The sequence below is a fragment of the Pseudomonas sp. NPDC089406 genome (assembly GCF_044900265.1).
Lineage (GTDB): Bacteria > Pseudomonadota > Gammaproteobacteria > Pseudomonadales > Pseudomonadaceae > Aquipseudomonas > Aquipseudomonas fakonensis.
Genome location: NZ_JBJDNC010000016.1, coordinates 16,664 through 40,366, shown reverse-complemented (window position 1 = coordinate 40,366; position 23,703 = coordinate 16,664). Strand labels below are relative to the sequence as shown.

8 protein-coding genes and 1 tRNA gene are annotated in these 23,703 nt (G+C 65.0%); 5 read left to right on the top strand and 4 right to left on the bottom strand.

The window, feature by feature from the left end; genetic code table 11:
* Positions 1 to 285 precede the first annotated feature (285 nt).
* The 5 genes from queE (at position 286) to ACI2KK_RS13270 (ending at position 12,504) form a co-directional block, all read left to right on the top strand.
* Positions 286 to 933, top strand: coding sequence for a 7-carboxy-7-deazaguanine synthase QueE (gene queE, locus ACI2KK_RS13290; protein WP_404669228.1), 648 nt, complete (start codon positions 286 to 288; stop codon positions 931 to 933).
* A 10-nt stretch (positions 934 to 943) separates the two neighbouring features.
* Positions 944 to 1,618, top strand: a complete 675-nt coding sequence (gene queC / locus ACI2KK_RS13285) for a 7-cyano-7-deazaguanine synthase QueC (protein ID WP_217839884.1) — start codon at positions 944 to 946, stop codon at positions 1,616 to 1,618.
* 61 nt (positions 1,619 to 1,679) lie between these two features.
* Positions 1,680 to 1,755: transfer RNA gene (locus ACI2KK_RS13280), tRNA-Lys, on the top strand.
* 161 nt (positions 1,756 to 1,916) lie between these two features.
* Entirely contained in the window at positions 1,917 to 4,643 is a 2,727-nt protein-coding gene (locus tag ACI2KK_RS13275) for a serine 3-dehydrogenase (protein WP_404669227.1), read from the top strand.
* Positions 4,644 to 4,968: 325 nt separating this feature from the next.
* A complete protein-coding gene (locus ACI2KK_RS13270; RefSeq protein ID WP_404669226.1) occupies positions 4,969 to 12,504 on the top strand; it encodes a hypothetical protein in 7,536 nt (2,511 codons plus the stop codon).
* Positions 12,505 to 12,737: 233 nt separating this feature from the next.
* Here ACI2KK_RS13270 and ACI2KK_RS13265 read toward each other — a convergent pair whose 3' ends face one another.
* The 4 genes from ACI2KK_RS13265 to ACI2KK_RS13250 all read right to left on the bottom strand — a co-directional run bounded on the left by ACI2KK_RS13265 (position 12,738) and on the right by ACI2KK_RS13250 (position 23,391).
* Entirely contained in the window at positions 12,738 to 14,048 is a 1,311-nt protein-coding gene (locus ACI2KK_RS13265) for a TolC family protein (protein WP_404669225.1), read from the bottom strand.
* Position 14,049: 1 nt separating this feature from the next.
* Positions 14,050 to 15,381 (bottom strand): HlyD family type I secretion periplasmic adaptor subunit, encoded by a 1,332-nt coding sequence (locus ACI2KK_RS13260; RefSeq protein WP_404669224.1) that lies wholly within the window; start codon positions 15,379 to 15,381, stop codon positions 14,050 to 14,052.
* Positions 15,378 to 17,102 carry a type I secretion system permease/ATPase gene (locus tag ACI2KK_RS13255; RefSeq protein WP_404669223.1) on the bottom strand — a complete coding sequence of 575 codons (1,725 nt, stop codon included), beginning with the start codon at positions 17,100 to 17,102 and terminating at the stop codon, positions 15,378 to 15,380. Before ACI2KK_RS13255 ends, ACI2KK_RS13260 begins: the two co-directional genes overlap by 4 nt.
* Positions 17,103 to 17,250: 148 nt before the next feature.
* The gene (locus tag ACI2KK_RS13250; RefSeq protein ID WP_404669222.1) at positions 17,251 to 23,391 is read right to left on the bottom strand and encodes a hypothetical protein; all 6,141 of its coding nucleotides are present in this window, start codon (positions 23,389 to 23,391) and stop codon (positions 17,251 to 17,253) included.
* Positions 23,392 to 23,703 lie beyond the last annotated feature (312 nt).

Sequence of the window (23,703 nt, the reverse complement as noted above, 5' to 3'; positions counted from 1 at the left end):
ACCGCTTCATGATCAAACCCGCGCCCGTCGCGGGTTTTTTCGTTCATACCCCCTGTAGGAGCCGGCTTGCCGGAGATGAGGCCCGCGCAGCAAACCCAATCGCTGGCAAGCCGGCTATACAGGGCGCGCGTTATGCCGCAGGCACGTTGGTGGACGCACCACCCGGTTGTTCGTTAGAATCTTGGCCCTTTTTCAAACACGCTATCGCGGATAACGCCATGTCGAGTCCGCGACAGTGCCTGACGGAGGCGGACAGCCTGTTTAGCTGTCACGCCCGTGGCGATCATGCAAGACACATTACGCATCACCGAAGTCTTTTACTCGTTGCAGGGTGAAACACGCACGGCTGGGCTGCCCACGGTATTCGTGCGCCTGACCGGTTGCCCCCTGCGCTGCCAGTACTGCGACAGTGCCTATGCCTTCACCGGCGGCACCATTCGCAGCCTCGATTCGATCCTCGAGCAGGTGGCCGGCTTCAAGCCGCGCTATGTCTGCGTCACCGGCGGCGAGCCGCTGGCCCAGCCGAATGCGCTGCCCTTGCTCAAGCGCCTGTGTGACGCCGGCTACGACGTGTCGCTGGAAACCAGCGGCGCGCTGGACATTGCCGGCACCGACACCCGCGTCAGCCGCGTGGTCGACCTCAAGACCCCGGGTTCGCAGGAGTCGCACCGTAACCGCTACGAGAACATCGAGCTGCTGACCCGCAACGACCAGGTCAAGTTCGTCATCTGTTCCCGCGAGGACTACGATTGGGCGGTCTCCAAGCTGATCCAGTACAACCTGGCCGAGCGCGCCGGTGAAGTGCTGTTCTCGCCCAGCCACCATCAGGTGAGCGCCACTGACCTGGCCGACTGGATCGTCGCCGACAACCTGCCCGTGCGTTTCCAGCTGCAGCTGCACAAGCTGCTGTGGAACGACGAACCTGGACGCTGAGAGAAAAGACATGACTGACAAACGTGCGGTAATCCTGCTGTCCGGTGGCCTGGACTCGGCCACCGTGGTGGCCATGGCCAAGGCCGAAGGCTATGCCTGCTACACCATGAGCTTCGACTACGGCCAGCGCCACCGCGCCGAGCTCAACGCGGCGGCCCGCGTGGCCCGTGATCTGGGTGTGGTCGAGCACAAGGTGATCGGCCTGAACCTCGACGGCATCGGCGGTTCGGCCCTGACCGACACCAGCATCGACGTGCCAGAGGCGCCAAGCGAAGGCATCCCGGTCACCTATGTGCCGGCGCGTAACACCGTGTTCCTGTCCCTGGCCCTGGGCTGGGCCGAGGTGCTGGAAGCTCGCGACATCTTCATCGGCGTCAACGCGGTGGACTATTCCGGTTACCCGGACTGCCGCCCCGAGTTCGTCGAAGCCTTCGAGCGCATGGCCAACCTGGCCACCAAGGCCGGTGTCGAAGGGCAGGGCTTTCGTATTCAGGCGCCGCTGCAGAACCTGAGCAAGGCGCAGATCGTCGAGGCCGGCATGGCCCGCGGTGTGGACTACAGCTTGACGGTCTCGTGCTACCAGGCCGACGACGACGGCCGCGCCTGCGGCAAGTGCGACAGCTGCCGCCTGCGCGCCGATGGCTTCAAGGCTGCCGGAGTAGCCGATCCGACCCGATATATTTGAAAATATTTCCGATGGGGTGTTGATTTCCTGTGAGAAATCAGTAATATACGCGCCATCCAACGGGTCGTTAGCTCAGTTGGTAGAGCAGTTGGCTTTTAACCAATTGGTCGTAGGTTCGAATCCTACACGACCCACCATACGCAGTAAGAAAAAGCCCGCCTTCATGGCGGGCTTTTTTGTTTGCGTCTTTCGCCATTTCCGACGTGCTGCATGGCTGTTTCAGCCAGCCAGTTCCGCATTGGCCCAGGATCAACTAGTCTGCTCGTTCACCGTTATTCAATGGAATGAGCGAAACGACATGGCGACCATCACCCTTTCCCGCAGTTTCAGCTTTCTTGACCCGCAGGACTGGGGCTGGGATGTCACCCAGGCCACCGGCTCATCCATGGTGATCAGTGACGGTGTGCACACCCAGTCCTTCGGTGGGCGCTTCGTCTATTTTGGCGACTATGTCAGCGGCACGGTCACCAGCAGCACCTTCCGCCTGAACGGCGCCACGGTCTACAGCGCAACCGGCATGAGCAAAAGCCTGGCGGAGCTGGCCGAATTCGCCATGACCGAAGGCGATACCCTGGAAACCTACGCCTACGTGCTCGACGGCAACGACACGCTGTTGGGCAGCACCGGCAACGACACGCTGTTGGGCTTTGCCGGCGACGACCTGATCGACGGCCGCGGCGGTGCCGACATCATGATCGGCGGGGTGGGCAATGACACCTACGTGGTGGACAACATCGGTGACCAGGTGCAGGAACTGGCTGGCGAAGGCACCGACACGGTCAAGGTAGCCATCGCCGCCACCGGCAGTTACACCCTGGGCGCCAATATCGAGAACGGCATGCTGGTGAACCGGGTCGCCTACGACCTCACCGGCAACGCGCTGAGCAACACTCTCACCGGTAACGCCGCCGCCAACCGCCTGGATGGCGGGCTAGGGGCCGACACCTTGAACGGCGGCGCAGGCAACGACACCTATGTGGTCGACAACTCCGGCGACGTGGTGATCGACAGCGCAGGTATCGACACTGTCGAGGCCTCGATCAGCTATATCCTGGCCGCAGGCCTGGAAAACTTGAAACTCACCGGCAGCCAAACCATCAACGGTACAGGCAACGCCGCAGCGAACGTGCTCGACGGTACCCAGAACAGCGCCGCCAACGTGCTCACCGGCGGCAAGGGCAACGACACCTACCTGCTTGGCGCTGGCGACATGGCGGTGGAGTTGTTCAACGAAGGCATCGACCTGGTGCAGACCAGCCTCAGCCACACCCTGGGTGCCAACCTCGAAAACCTCACCCTGCTCGGCAACGCCGCCATCAACGGCACCGGCAACGAGCTGGCCAACGTCATCACCGGCAACAGCGGCGACAACCTGCTCGATGGCGGCGGCGGGGTGGATACCCTGCGGGGCGGTGCCGGCAACGACACCTATATCGTCAGCCTGACGGCCAGCAACGCCCTGCAGGACAAGGTCATCGAGGCACTGAACCAGGGCACCGACACCTTGCGCGTCACCGGTGGCACCAGCGGCGCGAAGCTTGCCACCCTGGTGCTGGGGGCCAACCTTGAAAACCTCGACGCCGGGCAAACCGGCGCGGTGCTGCTCAACCTCACCGGCAATACCGCCGGCAACGAACTCATCGGCAACGATGCCGACAACCTGCTCAGCGGCCTGGCCGGCGACGACATCCTGCGCGGCGGGTTGGGCAACGACACCCTCAATGGTGGCGTTGGCAGCGACCAGATGTTCGGTGGCCAGGGCAATGACACCTATTACGTCGACAACCTCGGCGACAGCGTGGTGGAGCTGGCCGGCGAAGGCACCGACACGGTCAACATCGCCATCGCAATCGCCAAGGGCAGCTACACCCTGGGCGCCAACGTCGAGAACGGCAAGCTGACCAACACCGTGGCCTTCGACCTCACCGGCAATGCGCTGAACAACCTGCTCACCGGCAACGCAGCGGCCAACGTGCTCGATGGCGGTGCCGGTGCCGATACCATGAACGGCGGCGCCGGCAACGACACCTATTACGTCGACGATATCGGTGACCTGATCATCGACAGCGCCGGGCTCGATACGGTCATCTCCAGCATCAGCTTCGACCTGCAGGGCTCCACCCTGGAAAACCTCACGCTGACCGGCAGCAGCGCCATCAACGCCACCGGCAACGCCTTGGCCAACGTGCTCGACGGCTGGCAGAACAGTGCCGCCAACCTGCTCACCGGCGGCAAGGGCAACGACACCTATGTAGTTGGCGCCGGCGATACGGTGGTCGAGGGCCTGAACGAGGGCACCGACCTGGTCCAGGCCCACGTCAGCTTCACCCTGGGCGCCAACCTCGAGAACCTCACCCTGATGGGCAGCGCCCCGATCGACGGCACCGGCAACGCGCTGAACAACACCATCATCGGCAACGCCAGCGACAACCGCCTCGACGGCGGCGCGGGCGTGGACAAGCTGCAGGGCGGTGCCGGCAACGATACCTACCTGGTCGACCTCACGGCGGCCAATGCCCTGCAGGACAGCATCATCGAGCGGGTCGGGGAGGGGGTCGACACCGTGTTGGTACGCGGCGGTACCCTGGGCCTGGCCTCCAAGACCATCACCCTGGGCGCCAACCTCGACAACCTGGATATCAGCGACACCAATGCCGGCGTGCGCCTCAACCTGCTCGGCAATACGCTGGACAACGTACTCACCGGCAACAGCGCGCAGAACGTGTTCACCGGCGGGCGCGGCCATGACGCGTTCCGTTTCGACGCGCTCGACCAGTTGGGCAATACCCTCGACACCCGCGACACCATCACCGATTTCAAATCGGGCGAGGACCTGCTCGACTTCACCCGCCTGGGTGATTTCCGCGTGGTCCAAGGGGATGCCGCATTCACCGGCGGCTACCAGCTCAAGCTGGTGGGCGGTGTGCTGTACGGCACCCTCGACAACGACGACCAGGCCGATTTCCAGATCGTGCTGACCGGCGTCAAGAGCTTGACCCAGGCTGACCTGATGCCCCTGACGTGAGCCGCTGAAACGGCTTTTCTGGCGTCAACTTTCCTTTGCATGGGCTGCGGCACCCTGCCGTAGCCCCGCCAACCTATTGACCGTTGGTCGAAAACGCTACCGTTCATCCTGCCGCACGTTCGCCAGCCGAATGTGAAAAATGCCTTTTTCCCTTCCCGCTCAACGGCCTGCCATCTACTACCAAAGTAGGCGGCAGTGCCGGCCGTGATTACTACTTTCGTTTGGATCCCCCTAGGCTCAAGTTGCTGGTGGCTTTTTACTGCCATGGCGCAGCGCCTGTGCCACCGCCTTCTTCATGCCAATAGACCAACCGTATGACCACTCCATGGGTGAAACGAAAATGGCGACCATCACGTTCTCGAGAAGCTTCAGTTTCCAGGATGAACCGCTATGGACAGGCGAACTTTCACAGGCCGGCAACAACACCTTCACCATCAGTGACGCAACCCACTCACTGACCTTCACCGGCGTGTTCACCTACCCCGGCGGTGCCCCGACTGGCATCTTGCAGAACCTCACCTACCGCGACAGCACCGGGGTGGTCTACACCCTTACCGGTGTCGGCCGCGAGGTGGCGACGGTCGCCCAGGCGGCGCTGAGTACCGGCTTTACCCAGGCCATCTATGCCTTGATGCTCGATGGCAACGACACCCTTCGCGGCAGCGCCGGCGACGATTCGCTGCAGGGCTTTGCCGGCAACGACCTGCTCGATGGCCGGGCCGGCGCCGATGTAATGGCCGGCGGCACCGGCGATGACACCTACGTGGTGGACAACGCAGGCGATGTGGTCAGCGAACTGGCCGACGAAGGCATCGACCAGGTCAACGTGGCTCTGGCCACCGCAGGCGGCACCTACACCCTGGGTGACAACATCGAGAACGCCAGGCTCAACAACAGCGTGGCCTTCAACCTCACCGGCAACGACCTGAACAACACCCTGGTCGGCAACGCCGCCGCCAACCGCCTGGACGGCGGCCTGGGGGCCGACAACCTGCAGGGCGGGGCCGGCGATGACACCTATGTAGTGGACGATGCCGGCGATGTGATCATCGACAGCGCCGGCACCGATACCGTCGAGTCGTCGATCAGCTACACCCTGGGCGCGGGCCTGGAAAACCTCATACTCACCGGCAACGATGCCATCGACGGCACCGGCAACGCCGGCGCCAACGTCATTGACGGTTCGCAGAACAGCGCCGCCAACGTGCTCACCGGCCTTGCCGGTAACGACACCTACATCATCGGGGCAGGCGACAGCGTGGTCGAAGCCGCAGGCGGCGGTACCGACCTGGTGCGCTCCACAGTCGACTACCGGCTCGAGGACAACGTCGAAAACCTCACCCTGATCGGCACTGACGACCTCGAAGGCAAGGGCAACGAGCTGGCCAACGTTATCACCGGCAACAGCGGCGACAACAAACTCGACGGCGTAGGCGGGGTGGACACCCTGATCGGCGGCCTGGGCGACGACCAGTACGTGGTCGACCTCACCGCCAGCAACCAGCTCGAAGACACCATCATCGAACTGGCCGGTCAGGGTAACGACACCCTGACCCTGGCCAGCGCCTTCGACAATACTCTGGTCACCACCCTGGTGCTGGCCGCCAACCTGGAAAACGTCGATGCCCGCGACACCGGCACGCTGTCGCTGAACCTTACCGGCAACGCCGCCGACAACGACATGCGCGGCAACGACGGCACCAACACCCTCAACGGCCTGGCCGGCGCCGACAGGATGCGCGGCGAGGACGGCGACGACACCTACGTGGTCGACAATGCCGGCGACGATGTCATCGAAAACTCCGGCGAGGGCAACGACACGGTCAACGTGGCCATTGCCACGGCCGGTGGCAGCTACACCCTGACGGACAATGTCGAGAACGGCCGGCTGACCAATACCGTGGCCTTCAACCTGACCGGCAACGACCTGGCCAACACCCTGGTGGGCAACGCTGCGGCCAACCGCATCGACGGTGGCGAAGGCGCCGATGACATGCAGGGCGGTGCCGGCGATGACACCTACGTGGTCGATGACCTGGGTGATCAGGTCACCGACACCGCCGGCCTCGACACCGTCGAGGCCTCGGTCAGTTACACCCTCGCCGCAGGCCTTGAAAACCTGGTGCTCACCGGCAACGCCGCGATCAGCGGCACCGGCAACGCTGCAGCCAACACCCTCGACGGCTCGCAAAACAGCGCCGCCAACGTACTCACCGGCCTTGCCGGCAATGACACCTACATCGTCGGCGCCAACGACACCGTGGTCGAGGCCCTGAACGGCGGCACCGACACCGTGCGCTCGGCCTTCGACCACACCCTGGCCGACAACGTCGAAAACCTCACCCTCACCGGCAGCGCCAATCTGGACGGCACCGGCAACGCCCTGGCCAACATCATCATCGGCAACAGCGGCAACAACGCCCTGGATGGCGGTGACGGCGTCGACACCCTGCAAGGGGGCGCCGGCAACGATGACTACACCGTCGAGCTGGGTGCCAACAACGCCATCGTCGACCGCATCGTCGAGGCCGCCAACGAAGGCATCGACTTCGTCATCCTGCGCGGTGGCAATGCCGCCGTGACCACCGCCGCCACCATCACCCTGGGCGCCAACCTCGAAGGCCTGGACGCCAGCGAAACCGGCGCAGTGCTGCTCAACCTCACCGGCAACGCCGCCGACAACCTGATCTTCGGCAATGACGCCGATAACCTGATCAACGGCGGCGCCGGCGCAGACCTGATGCTCGGCGGCCTGGGCAATGACACCTACGTGGTGGACAACGACGGCGACGACATCATCGAACTGGCCGACGAGGGTGACGACACGGTCAATGTCAATATCGCCACCGCGGGCGGCCTGTATGGCCTGGGCGACAACATCGAGCATGCGCGGCTGACCAACACCGTCGCCTTCAACCTCACCGGCAACGACCTGGACAACCAACTGATCGGCAACGCCGCGGCTAACCGCATCGACGGCGGGCTGGGTGCCGACGACATGCAGGGCGGTGCCGGCAACGACACCTACGTGGTGGACAATGCCGGTGACCTGGTCACCGACACCGCCGGTGTCGACACGGTCGAGTCGTCGATCAGCTACACCCTGGGCACGGGCCTGGAAAACCTCACCCTCACCGGCAGTGATGCCATCAACGGTACCGGCAATGCTGCCGCCAACGTGCTCGACGGCTCGCTCAACACCGCCGCCAACGTGCTTACCGGCCTGGGCGGCAACGACACCTACATCGTCAGTGACGGCGATACCGTGGTCGAGGCCGCGGGCGGCGGCACCGACACCGTGCGCTCCAACGTCAGCTTCACCCTCGGCGACAACGTCGAGAACCTGACCCTGGTGGGCAGCGCCAGCGTTTCCGGTACCGGCAACGCCCTGGCCAACGTCATCATCGGCAACAGCGCTGACAACGAACTGGACGGCGGCGATGGCGTCGACACCCTGCAGGGGGGCGCTGGCGACGACACCTACTGGCTCGACCTGAACCAAAGCAACGCGATCATCGACCGGGTGGTGGAAAACGCAGGTGAAGGCAACGACCTGTTGCAGCTGCGCGGTGGCAACCCGGCCCTGGCCAGCACCGTCACCCTGACCCTGCAAGCCAACGTCGAAAACATCGACGCGGCCGGCGCCGCAGGCGTCAAGCTCAACCTCACCGGCAATGCGGCGGCCAACTTCCTCGGTGGCAACGACGCCGACAACCTGCTCAATGGCGGCGCGGGCGCCGACACTCTGGTAGGGCGTGAGGGCAACGACACCTACGTGGTCGACAACGAAGGCGACGAGGTGGTGGAACAGGCTGGCGAGGGCGACGATACGGTCAACGTCAACATTGCCACCGCAGGTGGCCTGTACGTACTGGGCGCCAACCTCGAAAACGCCCGTCTGACCAATACCGTGGCCTTCGACCTCACCGGCAACGACCTGGACAACCAGCTGATCGGCAATGCCGCTGCCAACCGCATCGACGGCGGCCTGGGTGCCGACGACATGCAGGGTGGGGCCGGCAACGACACCTACGTGGTGGACAACGCCGGTGACCTGGTCACCGACACGGCCGGTATCGACACGGTCGAGTCTTCGATCACCTACGTGCTGGCCAGCACCCTGGAAAACCTCACCCTCACCGGCAGCGATGTCATCGACGGCACCGGCAACGCCTCGGCCAACATCCTCGACGGCTCGCGCAACAGCGCTGCCAACGTGCTCACCGGGCTGGCCGGCAACGACACCTATATCGTCGGTGACGGCGACACCGTGGTGGAGGCCCTGAACGGCGGTACCGACACCGTGCAGTCGGCGCAAAGCTACACCCTGGGTGACAACCTGGAGAACCTCACCCTGACCGGCACCGACAACATCGACGGCACTGGCAACGGGTTGGCCAACATCATCATTGGCAACAGCGCCAACAACGTGCTCGATGGCGGTGATGGCGTCGACACCCTGCGCGGTGGCGCGGGCGATGACACCTACCTGCTCGACCTGAGCCAGGCCAATACCATCATCGACACGGTGGTGGAGAACGCCAACGAAGGCTTCGACACCCTGGTGCTGCGCGGCGGCAACTCGGCGTTGACCAGCACCGTGGCCATCGCCCTGGCAACCAACCTCGAGGCCCTGGACGCCAGCGGCGCCAGCGGCGTGCGTCTTAACCTCACCGGCAACGCCGCCGACAACGTGCTGATCGGCAACGACACCGACAACCTCATCAACGGCGGTGCCGGTGCCGACTTCATGTCCGGGCGCGAAGGCAACGACACCTACACGGTGGACAACGCAGGTGATGAGGTAGAGGAGCTGGACGGGCAAGGCACCGACACGGTCAACGTGGCCATCGCCACGGCTGGCGGGCTTTACACCCTCGGTGACAACGTCGAGAACGGCCGCCTGAGCAACAGCGTGGCCTTCGACCTGAGCGGCAACGCGCTGGCCAACCAGCTGGTCGGCAACGCGGCGGCCAACCGCCTCGATGGCGGCCTGGGTGCCGACGACATGCAGGGCGGTGCCGGCAACGACACCTACGTGGTCGACGACATCGGCGACCTGGTCACCGACACCGCCGGCGTCGATACTGTCGAATCGTCCATCAGCTACACCCTCGGCACTGGCCTTGAAAACCTGGTGCTCACCGGCAGCAACGCCATCAACGGTACCGGCAATGCCGCAGCCAACATCCTCGACGGCTCGCACAACACTGCCGCCAACGTGCTCACCGGCCTGGCTGGCAACGACACCTACATCATCGGTGCCGGCGATTCGGTGGTGGAGGCCGAGGGCGGGGGCACTGACACCGTGCAGTCGCAGGTCACCTACCAGCTTGAGGCCAACCTCGAGAACCTCACCCTGCTGGGCACGGCCAATATCGACGGCAAGGGCAACAACCTGGCCAACGTCATCACCGGCAACAGCGCCAACAACAAGCTCGATGGCGTGGGTGGCGTCGACACCCTGCAGGGCGGGCTGGGCGATGACCAGTACGTGGTCGACCTCACTGCCAGCAACCAGCTGGAAGACCGGGTCATCGAGCGCGCCGGCGAAGGCATCGACACCCTTACCCTGACCAGCGTGTTCGTCAACAACACCGTCACCACCCTGGTGCTGGATGCCAACCTGGAGAACGTCGATGCCCGCGACACCGGCACGCTGTCGCTGAACCTCACCGGCAACGCCGCCAACAACATCATTCAGGGCAATGACGGCAACAACACCCTCAATGGCCTGGCCGGCGCCGACACGATGAGTGGCCACGCCGGCAACGACACCTACGTGGTCGACAACGCAGGCGATGTGGTGATCGAGCAGGCCGGCGAGGGCACCGACACGGTCAACGTCGGCATCGCCGTCGCGGGCGGGCTGTACCTGCTCGGTGCCAACGTCGAGAACGCCCGGTTGACCAGCACCGTGGCCTTCGACCTGACCGGCAACGCCGACGACAACCAGCTGATCGGCAACGCGGCGGCCAACCGCCTCGATGGCGGCCTGGGTGCCGACGACATGCAGGGCGGCGCGGGCAACGACACCTACGTGGTGGACAACGCCGGTGACCTGGTCACTGACAGCGCCGGTGTCGATACCGTCGAGTCGTCGATCAGCTACACCCTCGGCAGCGGCCTTGAAAACCTGGTGCTGACCGGCGCAGGCGTGATCAACGGCACCGGCAACGCCGCCGCCAACACCCTCGACGGCTCACGCAACAGCGCTGCCAACGTGCTCACCGGGCTGGCCGGCAACGACCTGTACATCCTCGGCGCCGGCGATAGCGTGGTAGAGGCCCTGAACGGCGGTACCGATACGGTGCAGACCGCCTTCGACCATACCCTGGCCGACAATGTCGAAAACCTCACCCTCACCGGCACCGACGATATCGACGGCACCGGCAACGGCCTGGCCAACGTCATCATCGGCAACAGCGGCGACAACGTGCTCAATGGCCTGGGCGGTGTGGACACCCTGCGCGGCGGTGCCGGCAACGACACCTACGTGGTCGACCTGACCAGCACCAACGCCCTGCAGGACACGGTGACCGAGAACGCCAACGAAGGCACCGACACGCTGCGCCTGAACGGCGGCAACAGTGCCGCAGCCCTGGCTACCATCGTATTGGCGGCCAACCTCGAGAGCCTCGACGCCAGCCTGACCGGCAGCGTGCTGCTGAACCTCACCGGCAACGCGGCCAACAACCTGATCACCGGCAACGATGCCGACAACGTGATCAACGGCGGCGCCGGCAACGACACGCTGTTCGGCGGGCTGGGCAACGACACCCTGATCGGCGGCACCGGCAATGACCAGATGGACGGTGGCCAGGGCAACGACACTTACAGCGTCGACAGCCTCGGCGACAGCGTGATCGAGGGCAATGACGCCGGCATCGACCTGGTCAACGTGGCCATCGCCACGGCGGGCGGCACCTACACCCTCGGCAGCAATGTCGAGAACGCCACACTGACCAGCACCGTGGCCTACAACCTCACCGGTAACGAGCTGGACAACACCTTGACCGGCAACGCTGCGGCCAACGTGCTCGATGGTGGCGCCGGGGCGGATGTGATGAACGGCGGGGCGGGCAATGACACCTACTACGTGGACGATGTGGGTGACCAGATCATCGACAGTGCCGGTATCGACACGGTGATCTCCAGCATCACCTTCGACCTTGACGGCACCAGCCTCGAGAACCTCACGCTGGCCGGTACTGACGATATCGATGCGTTCGGCAACCAGTTGGCCAACCACCTGATCGGCAACAGCGGCAACAACGTGCTTGATGGCTTTGCTGGCGTGGACATTCTGGAAGGCGGCGCCGGCGATGACCTGTACTTCGTCGACCTCACCGCCGGCAACGCGCTGCAGGATACGGTGATCGAGCAGGCCGGGCAGGGCAATGACGTCATCGTGGCGTTCGGCGGTACCGCCGGGCTTGCAGCCACCACCCTGACCCTGGGGGCGAATATCGAGAACCTCGATGTGAGCCAGACCGAGGAGGGGGTCAAGCTCAACCTGGTGGGTAACGCCCTGGACAACATACTGGTGGGCAACAGCTCGCAGAACGTCTTCACCGGCGGGCTGGGCAGCGACACCTTTGCCTTCGATGCGTTGAGCCAGTTGGGTAACACCACGGCGACCCGTGACACCATCACAGACTTTGTGTCGGGGGTGGACCAGATCGACCTGACGGGGATTGGCAACTTTACCCTGGTTGCCAATGCCGCAGCGGTGACTGGCGCCAATCAGGTGTATCTGGACGCAGGTGTGCTGCACGGTACGGTGGACGGTGTGAACCAGGCCTTCGAAATCGTCCTGACCGGGGTCACTACCCTGGCGCAGTCCGATTTCGTGGCCTGACCTGCTGCACCGGCGTTGCCGGTGATCGCCGGCAAGCCGGCTCCTACAGGGGCATCACCGTCGCCAGGCCGGCGCGGCCCCTGTAGGAGCGGCCTTGTGCCGCGAAAGGGTCGCAACGCGGCCCCAGCATTTTCAGCCATGCTGCTGAAATCCCGGGGCTGCTTCGCAGCCCTTTCGCGGCACAAGGCCGCTCCTACAAAGCCTGCTTGAAATCAGCGGGTTGTGGCGACAGGCTAAGGCTCCACCAACCAGTCATTGGCCCGGCGGATATCACTGTCGGTCAACTGCCCGCGCCAGCGGTGCAGGGTCAGCAGGCTGGTGATGAAACGGTACTGCGCCTGCTGCAGGTCGCGGCGGGCGCGGAACTCCTCGCGGATGCTGTACAACACGTCGGTGCTGGTGTTGATGCCGCGCTTGTAGACTTCCTGGGCCGAACGCGTGGCCGCAGTGGTCGATTCCACCGCCACCCGCGTCGCCTTGATGCGTTGCAGCTCGGCGTTCATGGTCAGAAAGGCGGTGGCGGTTTCGCGCTTGACCTGGCGGCGCAGCGCCTCCAGCTCCTGCTCGGCCGCATCGCGATCACCCATCGAGCTTGCCACCCGTGCACTGGTGGAGCCCCCGCTGTACAACGGCACCTGCATATCCAGGGACGCCACGTAGTTCTCCGAGCGCGGGGTGAGCGTACCCTCATAACCGATGTCGCTGCGCAGCGCCGTCAGGCTCAGGCCGAGTTTGGGCAGGTGCCCGGCCTTGGCTTCGGAAATCGCCGCTTGCGCAGCGTCCAGGCTGCGCTCACGGGCCTTGATGCCGGGGTTCTCGCGCAGCGCGGTCTGCTCCCAGTAATCCCGCGATTGCGCCGGCAGGGTGTAGGTGGCGTTGCTGGCGATGCGCTTGAGCGGCTCCTGCACGTCACGCCCGACCAGCTCGGAGATGGCCTCGCGGGCCACCGCCACGCGGTTGGCGGCCTCGATCTCGTCGGCCACCAGGTTATCGACCCGCGCCTGCATGGCCTGCGAGTCCTGGGTGGTGGCCATGTTGTGGGCCAGCAGGGCCTTCAGGCGCTTGTTGTCGGTTTGGGTGGCGTCCAGTTCGGCGCGCACCAGGGCCAGTTCGTCTTCGGCGGCAAGCACCGCGAAGTAGCGCTCGGCCAGGTCGATGCTGGCCTGGATGCGGGTGTCCTCGGCCTCGAAATCGCGCTGGCGGGTAAGCTGGCGAAACTTCTGATAGCTGCGCCACACCTGCGGGTCGTAGATCGCCTGGTTGAGGCTGACCACCGCGCGCTTGCCGTTGTATTCGGTCCGCCCCAGGTCATCGTCGCGGCGGCTGCGGTTGATGCTGCCGCTGGCGCTGATCTGCGGCAGCATCTGGCCCAGCGCCTCGCGTTCGCGGCCTTCACCGCTGCGCACCACCGCCTGGGCGCGCAGCACCCGCGGGTCGGCGCTGGCGGCCTCCTGCTGCAGCTGCCACAGGTCGATGGACGCCGGCGCCGGAGTGGCCAGGGCCAGGCCCGGCAGGCACAGGCCGAGGACTATCAGGTACTTCATGTCAGTCCTCGATCAGCGAGCGGGCAAAGGCGTTGCTGGCCGGTTGCACCAGGTACTGCAGCAGGGTGCGCGCGCCGGTGTTGATCAGCACCTCGGCAGGCATGCCCGGCAGCAGCGCCAGGTGGCCGAGGGCCTTGTGGCCGTTGTCGGTCACCGCCACCCGGGCCAGGTAGTAGGGTGCGCCGGTGTCCTTGTTCACCAGGCGGTCGGCCGACACCTGCAGCAGGCGGCCTTCGATCACCGGCGTGGTGCTGCTCTTGAAGGCGCTGAAGCGGATGTTGGCCAGGCTGCCGATGACGATGCGGTCGATGTCCATGGGCGAGACCTGCGCCTCGACGATCAGCTCCTCGTTGGCCGGCACGATGTCCATCAGCGGCGTGCCGGGGCTGATCACCCCACCCAGGGTGTGCACGGTCATGCCCATCACCATGCCGGCCTCGGGGGCCTGCACCTCGGTGCGCTGGTCGCGGTCCTGCACCGCGGCCAGGCGCTCGGTGAGGTCGTAGACCTTGCTGCGGGTCTCACCCAGTTGCTCGGCCACTTCGCTGGCGAAGGTCTTGTTCAGTTGCAGGATCTTCAACTGCGCCTCGGCGATCTGCTGTTCGGCGCGGGCGGCGTCCGAGCGCAACTCGGCCAGTTGCGCCTTCATGTTGCCCAGGTCGCGCTGGCGCTCCTGCAGGCGCTGGCTGTCGACGTAGCCCTGTTTGAGCAGGTCGTCGAGGCTGGCGATCTCGCTGTCGTAGCCTGGGATCAGGCGCTCTTTTTCGGCGCGGATGGCCTGGTTGCCGGTTATCTGCACGCGGATCTGCTGGATGGTCTTCTGTTGCAGGCTGATCTCGCCCAGCAGCGCGGCGCGCCTGGCCTGGAAGATCCGCGCTTCGCTTTCCCGGGCTTCACGCACCCGCGGGTCATCGGCGTTCAGGCGCGCTTGCAGGGCCGGCGCGGCCAGGCCGTCGCGTTCGGCCACCAGGCGCTCTTCCAGGGCTTGAGCGGCAATCAGCTGGCTGCGGATCATCTCGGCGTCGGCACGCGCCTGGGTGTTATCCAGCACCAGCAGCACGTCGCCGGCCTTGACCTGGTCGCCATCGTGCACGCGTAATTCGCGCACGATGCCGCCTTCCAGGTGCTGCACGGTCTTGCGGTAGCTTTTCACGGTGACCACGCCGGGGGCCAGGGCGGCGCTGTCCAGCGGGGCGAGGGCGGCCCAGCCGCCGAACAGGCCAAAGGTCACCAGCACGATCAGGTAGCCGATGCGCCGGGTCGGGCGGTCGTCCACCGGCAGCGGTGCGTCGGCCTCGGCGGGGGCGGCCGGGTGTTGCAGCTTCAGGTTCATGGCGTGGTACCGATGGCCTGCGCATTTGGCGCGGGCGGGGTGGCAGCGTTTTGCAGGTGGGCGAGGACCTTGTCGCGCGGGCCGTACAGGCTCAGTTCGCCCTGGTTGAGCACCAGCAGGCGGTCGACCGCCGCCAGCACACCGGAGCGGTGGGTGATGACGAACACTGTGGCGCCGCTTTGCTTGAGCTTGAGCAGCGCCTCGGCCAGCAGTCGCTCGCCGGTTTCGTCCAGGTTGGAGTTCGGCTCGTCCAGCACCACCAGCCGCGGTGCCCGGTACAGGGCCCGGGCCAGGCCGACGCGCTGGCGCTGGCCGCCAGACAGGCCGCCGCCATTGGCGCCGATCACAGTGTCGTAGCCCTGGGGCAGTTGCAGGATCATCTCGTGCACACCGGCCATGCGCGCGGCATCCACTACGGCAGTGGCGTCCACCTGGGCAAAGCGGGCGATGTTCTCGCTGATGGTGCCTTCGAACAGCTCGATGTCCTGGGGCAGGTAGCCCAGGTGCGGGCCGAGTTCTTCGCGGCGCCACTGGGTGATGTCGGCGCCGTCCAAACGCACCGTGCCGGCCAGCCCCGGCCAGATACCCAGCAGGGCACGGGCCAGGGTCGACTTGCCGGCGCCGCTGGCGCCGATGATGCCGACGGTTTCGCCGGGGGCGACCTTGAAGCTCAGGTTGCGCACCAGCGGCGTGCGGCTGCCGGGGGCGGCAACCGAGAGGTTTTCCACGCTGATTGCGCCCTGGGGCGCCGGCAGCGACATGCGCTCGGGTTCGGCGGCGATCTTCTCCAGCAGCTCGTGCAATCGGGCGTACTGCCCACGGGCGCCGACGAAGCCCTTCCACACGCCGATCAACTGGTCGATGGGCGCCAGCGCCCGGCCCAGCAGGATGGAACCTGCGATCATCAGGCCCGAGCTGATCTCGTGCTTGATGGTCAGGTAGGCGCCCAGGCCCAGCACCAGCGACTGCACGATCTGGCGGAAGGTGCGCGACACCGAGGCGATGGCCCCGGCGCGGTCACTGGCCACGCTCTGCAGGCTCAGCACCTTGTGCACCCGCGCGCTCCAGCGCTGGCGCAGGTCGCCGAGCATGCCCATCGACTCCACCACCTCGGCGTTGCGCAGGCTCTTGTTGGTGAAGGCGGTGGCGGCCATGTGCTCGCGGTTGGCGTTGTACAGCGGCGCCTTGGTCAGGCGCTCGTTGCACCAGGCCAGCAGGCCCAGCAGCAGGGCGCTGATCACGCCCATCCAGCCGTACCAGGGGTGAAACATGAACATCACCGCCAGGTAGATGGGGATCCACGGGGTGTCGAAGAAGGCGAACAGGCCGTTGCCGGTGAGGAACTGGCGCAGGCTGCTCAGGTCGCTCAGCGGCTGGGCCGAGGCGTTCATGCCGCCGCTGTCCAGGGCCTGGCGAAAGCTTGCGTCGAACAGGCGCTTGCCCAGCAGCGTCTCGAGCCGGGTGCTGATGCGCACCATGATGCGCGAGCGCACCCACTCCAGGGCGCCGAGGGTGCCCATCAGCAGCAGCATGATCAGGGTCAGCATCAGCAGCGTCGACTCGCTGGCGCTGCCCACCGCGCGGTCATAGACCTGCAGCATGTAGAACGACGGCACCAGCATCAGCAGGTTGACGAAGAAACTGAAGAAGCCGACCGAGAGGAAGCTGTCCTTGCAGGTGGCGAGGGCTTGTTCCAGCTCGGTGCGGGGGGATGTTGCCATGGTTGCCTGCCTGTAAAGCGGGGATGCAGCCCCGTTGATCGTTAAACGTGCCAATGCCCATGGCTGCCGGCCGTCGCGTGCAAGCGACCGGCAGCCATGGGCATTGGCGATGCCGCCCCGGCAAGCCGGGGCGGGGAGGGCGTGCAGCTTACAGTGTCAGCTGGTCGGCATGCAGTTCGGTGACCCCCACCAACTTGATCGAGAAGTCCGGCGCGGTGTCGGCGTTGCTGTTGCCGTACACCGTGATGCCGTCTGCATCGACCTCGAAGCGCAGTTGCTTGGCCCCGTCGAACGCCCCGTCACCTTTGAAGGTGTAACCCTTGAGCGCCGAGAAATCGAGCTTGTCGCCGTCACCGAAGCCGATGATCACGTCCTGTTTGTCACTCAGACCCATCTCGTTCAAGGCATTGAACTTGAAGGTGTCCTTACCGCTGCCGCCGTACATCGTGTCGGCACCCAGGCCGCCGATCAGCACATTCTCGCCGCCGTCACCGGCATGCAGGATGTCGTTGCCGGCACCGCCGTTGAGCACGTTGTTGCCAGCGCTGCCCCAGATCTCGTTATCGGCCGCGTTGCCGGTGAGATTAATCGACAGGTTGCCGAGCTGACGAGCGTCGAGGTTTTCCAGGTTGGCGCCCAGGGTGATCGAGGCGCTGCCGGTGAAGCTGCTGATGGCGTCGGCGTCCATGCGCAGTTCGAGGGTGTCGGTGCCCTGGTTGGCTTTTTCGACGATGGTGTCTTCCAGGGCCACGGTGGCCTTGGTGCCGGTGCCTTTGACCAGCAGGTCGACGATGTAGGTATCGTTGCCTTCACCGCCGATCAAGGTATCCACGCCCTTGCCGCCATCCAGCACGTTGTTGCCGCCGTTGCCGGTGATGGTGTTTTTCAGCTCGTTGCCGGTGCCCTTGAGGGCGCCGTCGAGCAGTATCAGGTTTTCCAGGTTGTCGCCCAGGGTGTAGTCGATCGAGGCCTTGACGGTATCGGTGCCTTCGTTGGCCAGCTCGATCACCACGTCGCCTGCGTTGTCGACGATGTAGGTGTCGTTGCCCTTGCCGCCGATCAGGGTGTCGGCGCCAGCGCCGCCATCGAGGATGTTGGCGGCGGCGTTGCCGGTCAGCACGTTGTCCTGGCTGTTGCCGGTCAGGTTGATGGCGGCCGCCGAATCGACGATGGCGTTTTCGACGTTGTCGGCCAGGGTGTAGCTGTTCTTGGCGTAGGACACCACGCGCACGGTGTCGATGCCGCCGGCCTCGGCGTTTTCTTCCACCACCACGTCCTTGTCGCTGTAGACGTAGTAGGTGTCGTCGCCGTTGCCGCCGACCAGCAGGTCGCCACCGCCCTTGCCGTTGAGGGTGTCGTTGCCGTCGCCGGCAATGATCACGTTGCGCGAGGCGTTGCCGATCAGCACGTTGTCACTGGCATTGCCGGTGATGTCGAACAGGCCGGTGCCGGTAACCGTGACGTTCTCGACGTTGAGCAAGGATGTGCTGGACAGGTCGACCAGCTGCGCCTCGGTCTTGGACAGGTTGCGGTAGGTGATCTGCAGGGTGTCGTCGCCTTCGCCGGCGTTCTCCACCAGCAGGCCCAGCTCGCGGGCGTCGTCGATCACGTAGGTGTCGTTGCCCTTGCCGCCGATCAGGGTGTCGACGCCGCCCTTGCCGTCCAGCAGGTTGTCGCCGTCGTTGCCGGTGAGCACGTTGTTGGCAGCGTTGCCCGTCAGGTTGATTTTCAGCGCGCCGGTTTGGCTGGCGTCGAGGTTTTCCAGGTTGGCGGCCAGGGTGATCGAGGCGTTGCCGGTGAAGCTGGCGATGGCGTCGGCGTCCATGCGCAGTTGCAGGGTGTCGGTGCCATCGTTGGCTTTTTCGGTGATGGTGTCTTCCAGGGCCACGGTGGCCTTGGTGCCGGTGCCCTTGACCAGCAGGTCGACGATGTAGGTGTCGTCACCGGCACCGCCGATCAGGGTGTCCACACCCTTGCCGCCGTCCAGCACGTTGGCCGCGCTGTTACCGGTGATGATGTTCTTCAGGTCGTTGCCGGTGCCGTTGCTGGCGCCGTCGAGCAGTACCAGGTTTTCCAGGTTGGCGCCCAGGGTGTAGCTGATGGACGAACGGACGGTGTCGGTGCCCTCGTTTTCCAGCTCGACCACCACGTCGCCTGCGTTGTCGACGATGTAGGTGTCGTTGCCCTTGCCGCCGATCAGGGTGTCGGCGCCAGCGCCGCCATCGAGGATGTTGGCGGCGGCGTTGCCGGTCAGCACGTTGTCCTGGCTGTTGCCGGTCAGGTTGATGGCGGCCGTCGAATCGACGATGGCGTTTTCGACGTTGTCGGCCAGGGTGTAGCTGTTCTTGGCGTAGGACACCACGCGCACGGTGTCGATGCCGCCGGCCTCGGCGTTTTCTTCCACCACCACGTCCTTGTCGCTGTAGACGTAGTAGGTGTCGTCGCCGTTGCCGCCGACCAGCAGGTCGCCACCGCCCTTGCCGTTGAGGGTGTCGTTGCCGTCGCCGGCAATGATCACGTTGCGCGAGGCATTGCCGATCAGCACGTTGTCACTGGCATTGCCGGTGATGTCGAACAGGCCGGTACCGGTGATGGTGACGTTCTCGACGTTTAGCAAGGATGTGCTGGACAGGTCGACCAGCTGCGCCTCGGTCTTGGACAGGTTGCGGTAGGTGATCTGCAGGGTGTCGTTGCCTTCGCCGGCGTTCTCCACCAGCAGGCCCAGTTCGCGGGCGTCGTCGATCACGTAGGTGTCGTTGCCCTTGCCGCCGATCAGGGTGTCGACGCCTGCCTTGCCGTCCAGCAGGTTGTCGCCGTCGTTGCCGGTGAGCACGTTGTCGGCAGCGTTGCCGGTCAGGTTGATCTTCAGCGCGCCGGTCTGGCTGGCGTCGAGGTTTTCCAGGTTGGCGGCCAGGGTCAGCGAGGCGTTGCCGGTGAAGCTGGCGATGGCGTCGGCGTCCATGCGCAGTTGCAGGGTGTCGCTGCCTTCATTGGCTTTTTCGGTGATGGTGTCTTCCAGGGCCACGGTGGCCTTGGTGCCAGTACCTTTGACCAGCAGGTCGACGATGTAGGTGTCGTCACCGCTGCCGCCGACCAGGGTGTCGACCCCGGCACCGCCGTCGAGGGTGTCGTTGCCGGCACCGCCGGTTAGCACGTTCTTGGCACTGTTGCCGATCAGCACGTTGTCCAGCTCGTTGCCGGTGCCGTTGATCGCTGCACTGCCGGTGAGGGTGAGGTTTTCCAGGTTGGCGCCCAGGGCCCAGGTGACCGACGACTGCACGGTGTCGGTGCCGGCATCGGCGTTCTCGATGATCACGTCCTTGAGGTTGTCGACGATGTAGGTGTCATCGCCGGTGCCGCCGGCCAGGGTGTCGGCGCCCGCGCCGCCGTCGAGCAGGTCGTCACCGGCGCCGCCCAGCAGGGTGTCGTTGCCGTTGCCGCCCACCAGGTGGTCGTTGCCTTCCTCGCCGCTGAGCACCACTGCGCTGTCGCCGGTCCAGGTGATGCTGTTGTCGCCGGCGTCGCCCACCAACTTGTTGGAGTTGCCGTTGGCGTCGAAGCGCTGGCTGTAGATGTCGCCGTAGGCGTTGCGGCCGTTACCGTCACGGATGGACGACAGAGACTCCCAGGTGACGATGAAGCCGCCGTCGTCGGTGGCTGCGACCACCGGGAACATGTCGTTGCTGGCATCGGAGGCGATGGTCAGGGGGCCGCCGACCTTCACGCCGTTCTTGTCGTACACCTGGGCGTACAGGTTGGCCGCGCCGCTGTGCGGGGCCTCGTCGGAGGTGGCCCAGCTGATCACGTAGCCGCCGCCCTTGAGCGCGGTGATGGCAGGCTCGCCCTGGATCTCGCTGCTCGACGGGTTGACCTGGGTTTCGCCGCCGAGCTTGGCGCCGGTGGCGCTGTAGCGCTGCATGAAGACGTTGCCGCTGATGGCGTTGTCGTTGCTGTCGAGCTTGACGCTGGACCAGGTCACCACGTAGCTGCCGTCTGCCAGCTCGGTGACTTCGGCGCCGGATTGATTGCCGGCGGTGGTGGTGTTGACCCGCACGTTGCCGCCAATGGCCTTGCCGTTGGCGTCGTAGCGCTGCATGTAGACGTCTTCTTCGCCAGAATTTGCGCGCTCACGCTCCCACACGACCACGAAGCCGCCGTTGGCGAGCGCGGTGACGCTCGGCTCTTCGGCGAAGAGCACATTGTCCTTGGCAGCGGAATCGACCGAGATCGGCTCGCCGATCAGTGCGTGGGTGACCGGGTTGACCAGTTGCACGAAGACTTCACCGCCCTCGGAGCCGTTGTCACGCAACTCCTCGTTCCAGGCGACGACCCAGGTACCGTTGTTCAGCACGGTGATCGACGCGTCTTCCACCCTTACGTTGGTATTCGGGTCCTGGGTGTGGATGGTGACCGCGGTACCATTGGCCACGCCTGCGTTGGTGTAGGCCTGGATGGTGAAGGTGTACTCGGTGGAGGTCCATCCCACCAGGTAGCCACCGGCCTTGTCGGCGGTGACGATCGGGTTGCTGCCGGCGGCGCCGTCGAGCAGCACGTTCTTCACCAGGTCCTGGTCCTTGTCGTACTGCTGCAGCCAGATACCGCTTGGCTGGCCGACATCACCCAGTTGCTCCCAGACGATCACGTAGCCGCCGTCGCTCAGCGCGGTGGAGGCCGGTTCCATGGTCACCTTGGCGGTGCCGCTTTCATTGGCGAAGCGGCCGGTGTCCAGGGTCAGGGTGGCGTCATCGAAGCGAATCTGCTCGATGTTCTCCAGGCTGGTAGTGTGCTGGCCCTTGACCGCGATGTTGCCTTCCTTGTCGGTGCCGAAGGTGAAGTCGGCCAGCTTGCCGTCCAGCACGGCGGTGTCGTTGCCAGCGCCGCCGTCCAGGGTGACGTCTTCGCTGCCGACCCAGTGCAGGGTGTTGTCGCCGTCGTCGGCGATGATCTCGATGCTGGCAGCACCGACCAGTTGGCCCTGGGCGTTGACCTGCTGCACGTGGACGACCTGGTTGAACATGATGTCGCCGTCGTCGTTGACCACCGAGGTCTGGGTGCCGGTGGTCCAGCTCACCAGCAGGCTGCCGTCGGCGCGCACCAGCACGGTCGGGGCATCCCACAGGGCTTCGCCGCTGGCCGAGGTGCCGACTTGGATCGGCGCTGCATCGTAGGTGCTGCCGTCGGCATTGAAACGCTGCACGTAGATGCCGGCACCGTCGGGGTTGAAGATGTTCCAGGCCAGCAGGTAGCCGCCATCAGGCAGGCTTTGTGCCGAGGAGCCGTTGACGCTGCCGCTGGCGGCCACTTCAGTGGGGCTGCCCACAGGCTGGAAGCTCTGGTCGTACTGCTGCAGGTGAATCACCCGCGACGGGTTGAGGGTGCCGTCGTCGACCCAGGTCACCAAAAAGCCGGTCTGGGTCTCGATGACCTGGAAGTACTCGGCGTTGGAATACTGCGAGTTCACTTCGGCCACGGTCAGGGTGCTGCCGGCTACCGGCTTGCCGCTGGCGTCGACCTTGGTGGCCATCAGCGTGGTCGGGGTGATGCTGCCGTCAGTGGTGAACTTGTGCTGGGTGTAAGTCAGCCAGTAGCCGCCGTCGCCGTCCGGGTGCAGTGCCATGTCGTCGGCTTCGCCAACGCTGGCGTTGCCGGTGACCATGGTCTGTACCGCGCTGGCCTTGCCGTCGGTGTAGACCACGGCCTTGACGTTGGAATAGTAGTTGCCCTGGCGCTCGTCACCGTGGGCTTCGCTCCACATGACGATGTACTTGTTGTCGCCCAGCACGGTGACCGTGGCGTCTTCCAGCTCGAGCTTGGCGCTGGTGACTGTCACGGCATTGCCGACCTTGCTGCCATCGGCGGCGAACAGCTGGGTGTAGATGGTCGAGACGTCGGTCTTGTCGTTCTCCGAGGCCCAGGCAACGATGAACTGGCCGTTGGGCAGCACGGTCACCGACGGGTCATCGACTTCGCCACTGGCGATTTCGGTGCGCTGCAGCAGCTCGCCGCTGGCGCTGTAACGGGCCACCACCACACCCTGGAAGTCATCGTTTTCGGCGCTCCAGACCAGCGCATAGCCGTCGTCCTGGCCGTTGGCGGTCAGGCTGACCATGGCCGGGCCGTCGATGCTGCCCGAGGCCAGGGTGTTGTCGGTCTGGCGGATGATCTGCACGCTGCCGTCGTCGAGGGTGACGGCCTGGCTGCTGCTGCCTTCGAAAACCACGTTGTCGCCGTTCTTGATAACGATGTTTTCGCCGTCATTGCCGAAGGTGTACTGATCCAGGGTGCTCATGTCCATTTCCTTGCAAGATCAGCCCGCGGCGTTCGTGCCTGGGCATGGGGGCTTGTGTGCATGTGGCGGGGCAGAGAGGCCGCGCAGGGTCGTGGCATTCTGCCATCTGGTTAAGTTATGTAAAGAGAGTGAAGAAATTGTTTCGGCGGGTTTCATGATGAAGACCGTGGGGGCGGTCTTGGTGGGGGCGGGTGGGTTGTTTGAAAATCAAATACCGCGTCGCCTGCTTCGCGGGTAAACCCGCTCCCACAGGGACGCGCGTAGCCTTCAGGCTTGCGCTTTCCCTGTAGGAGCCGGCTTGCCGGCGATGAG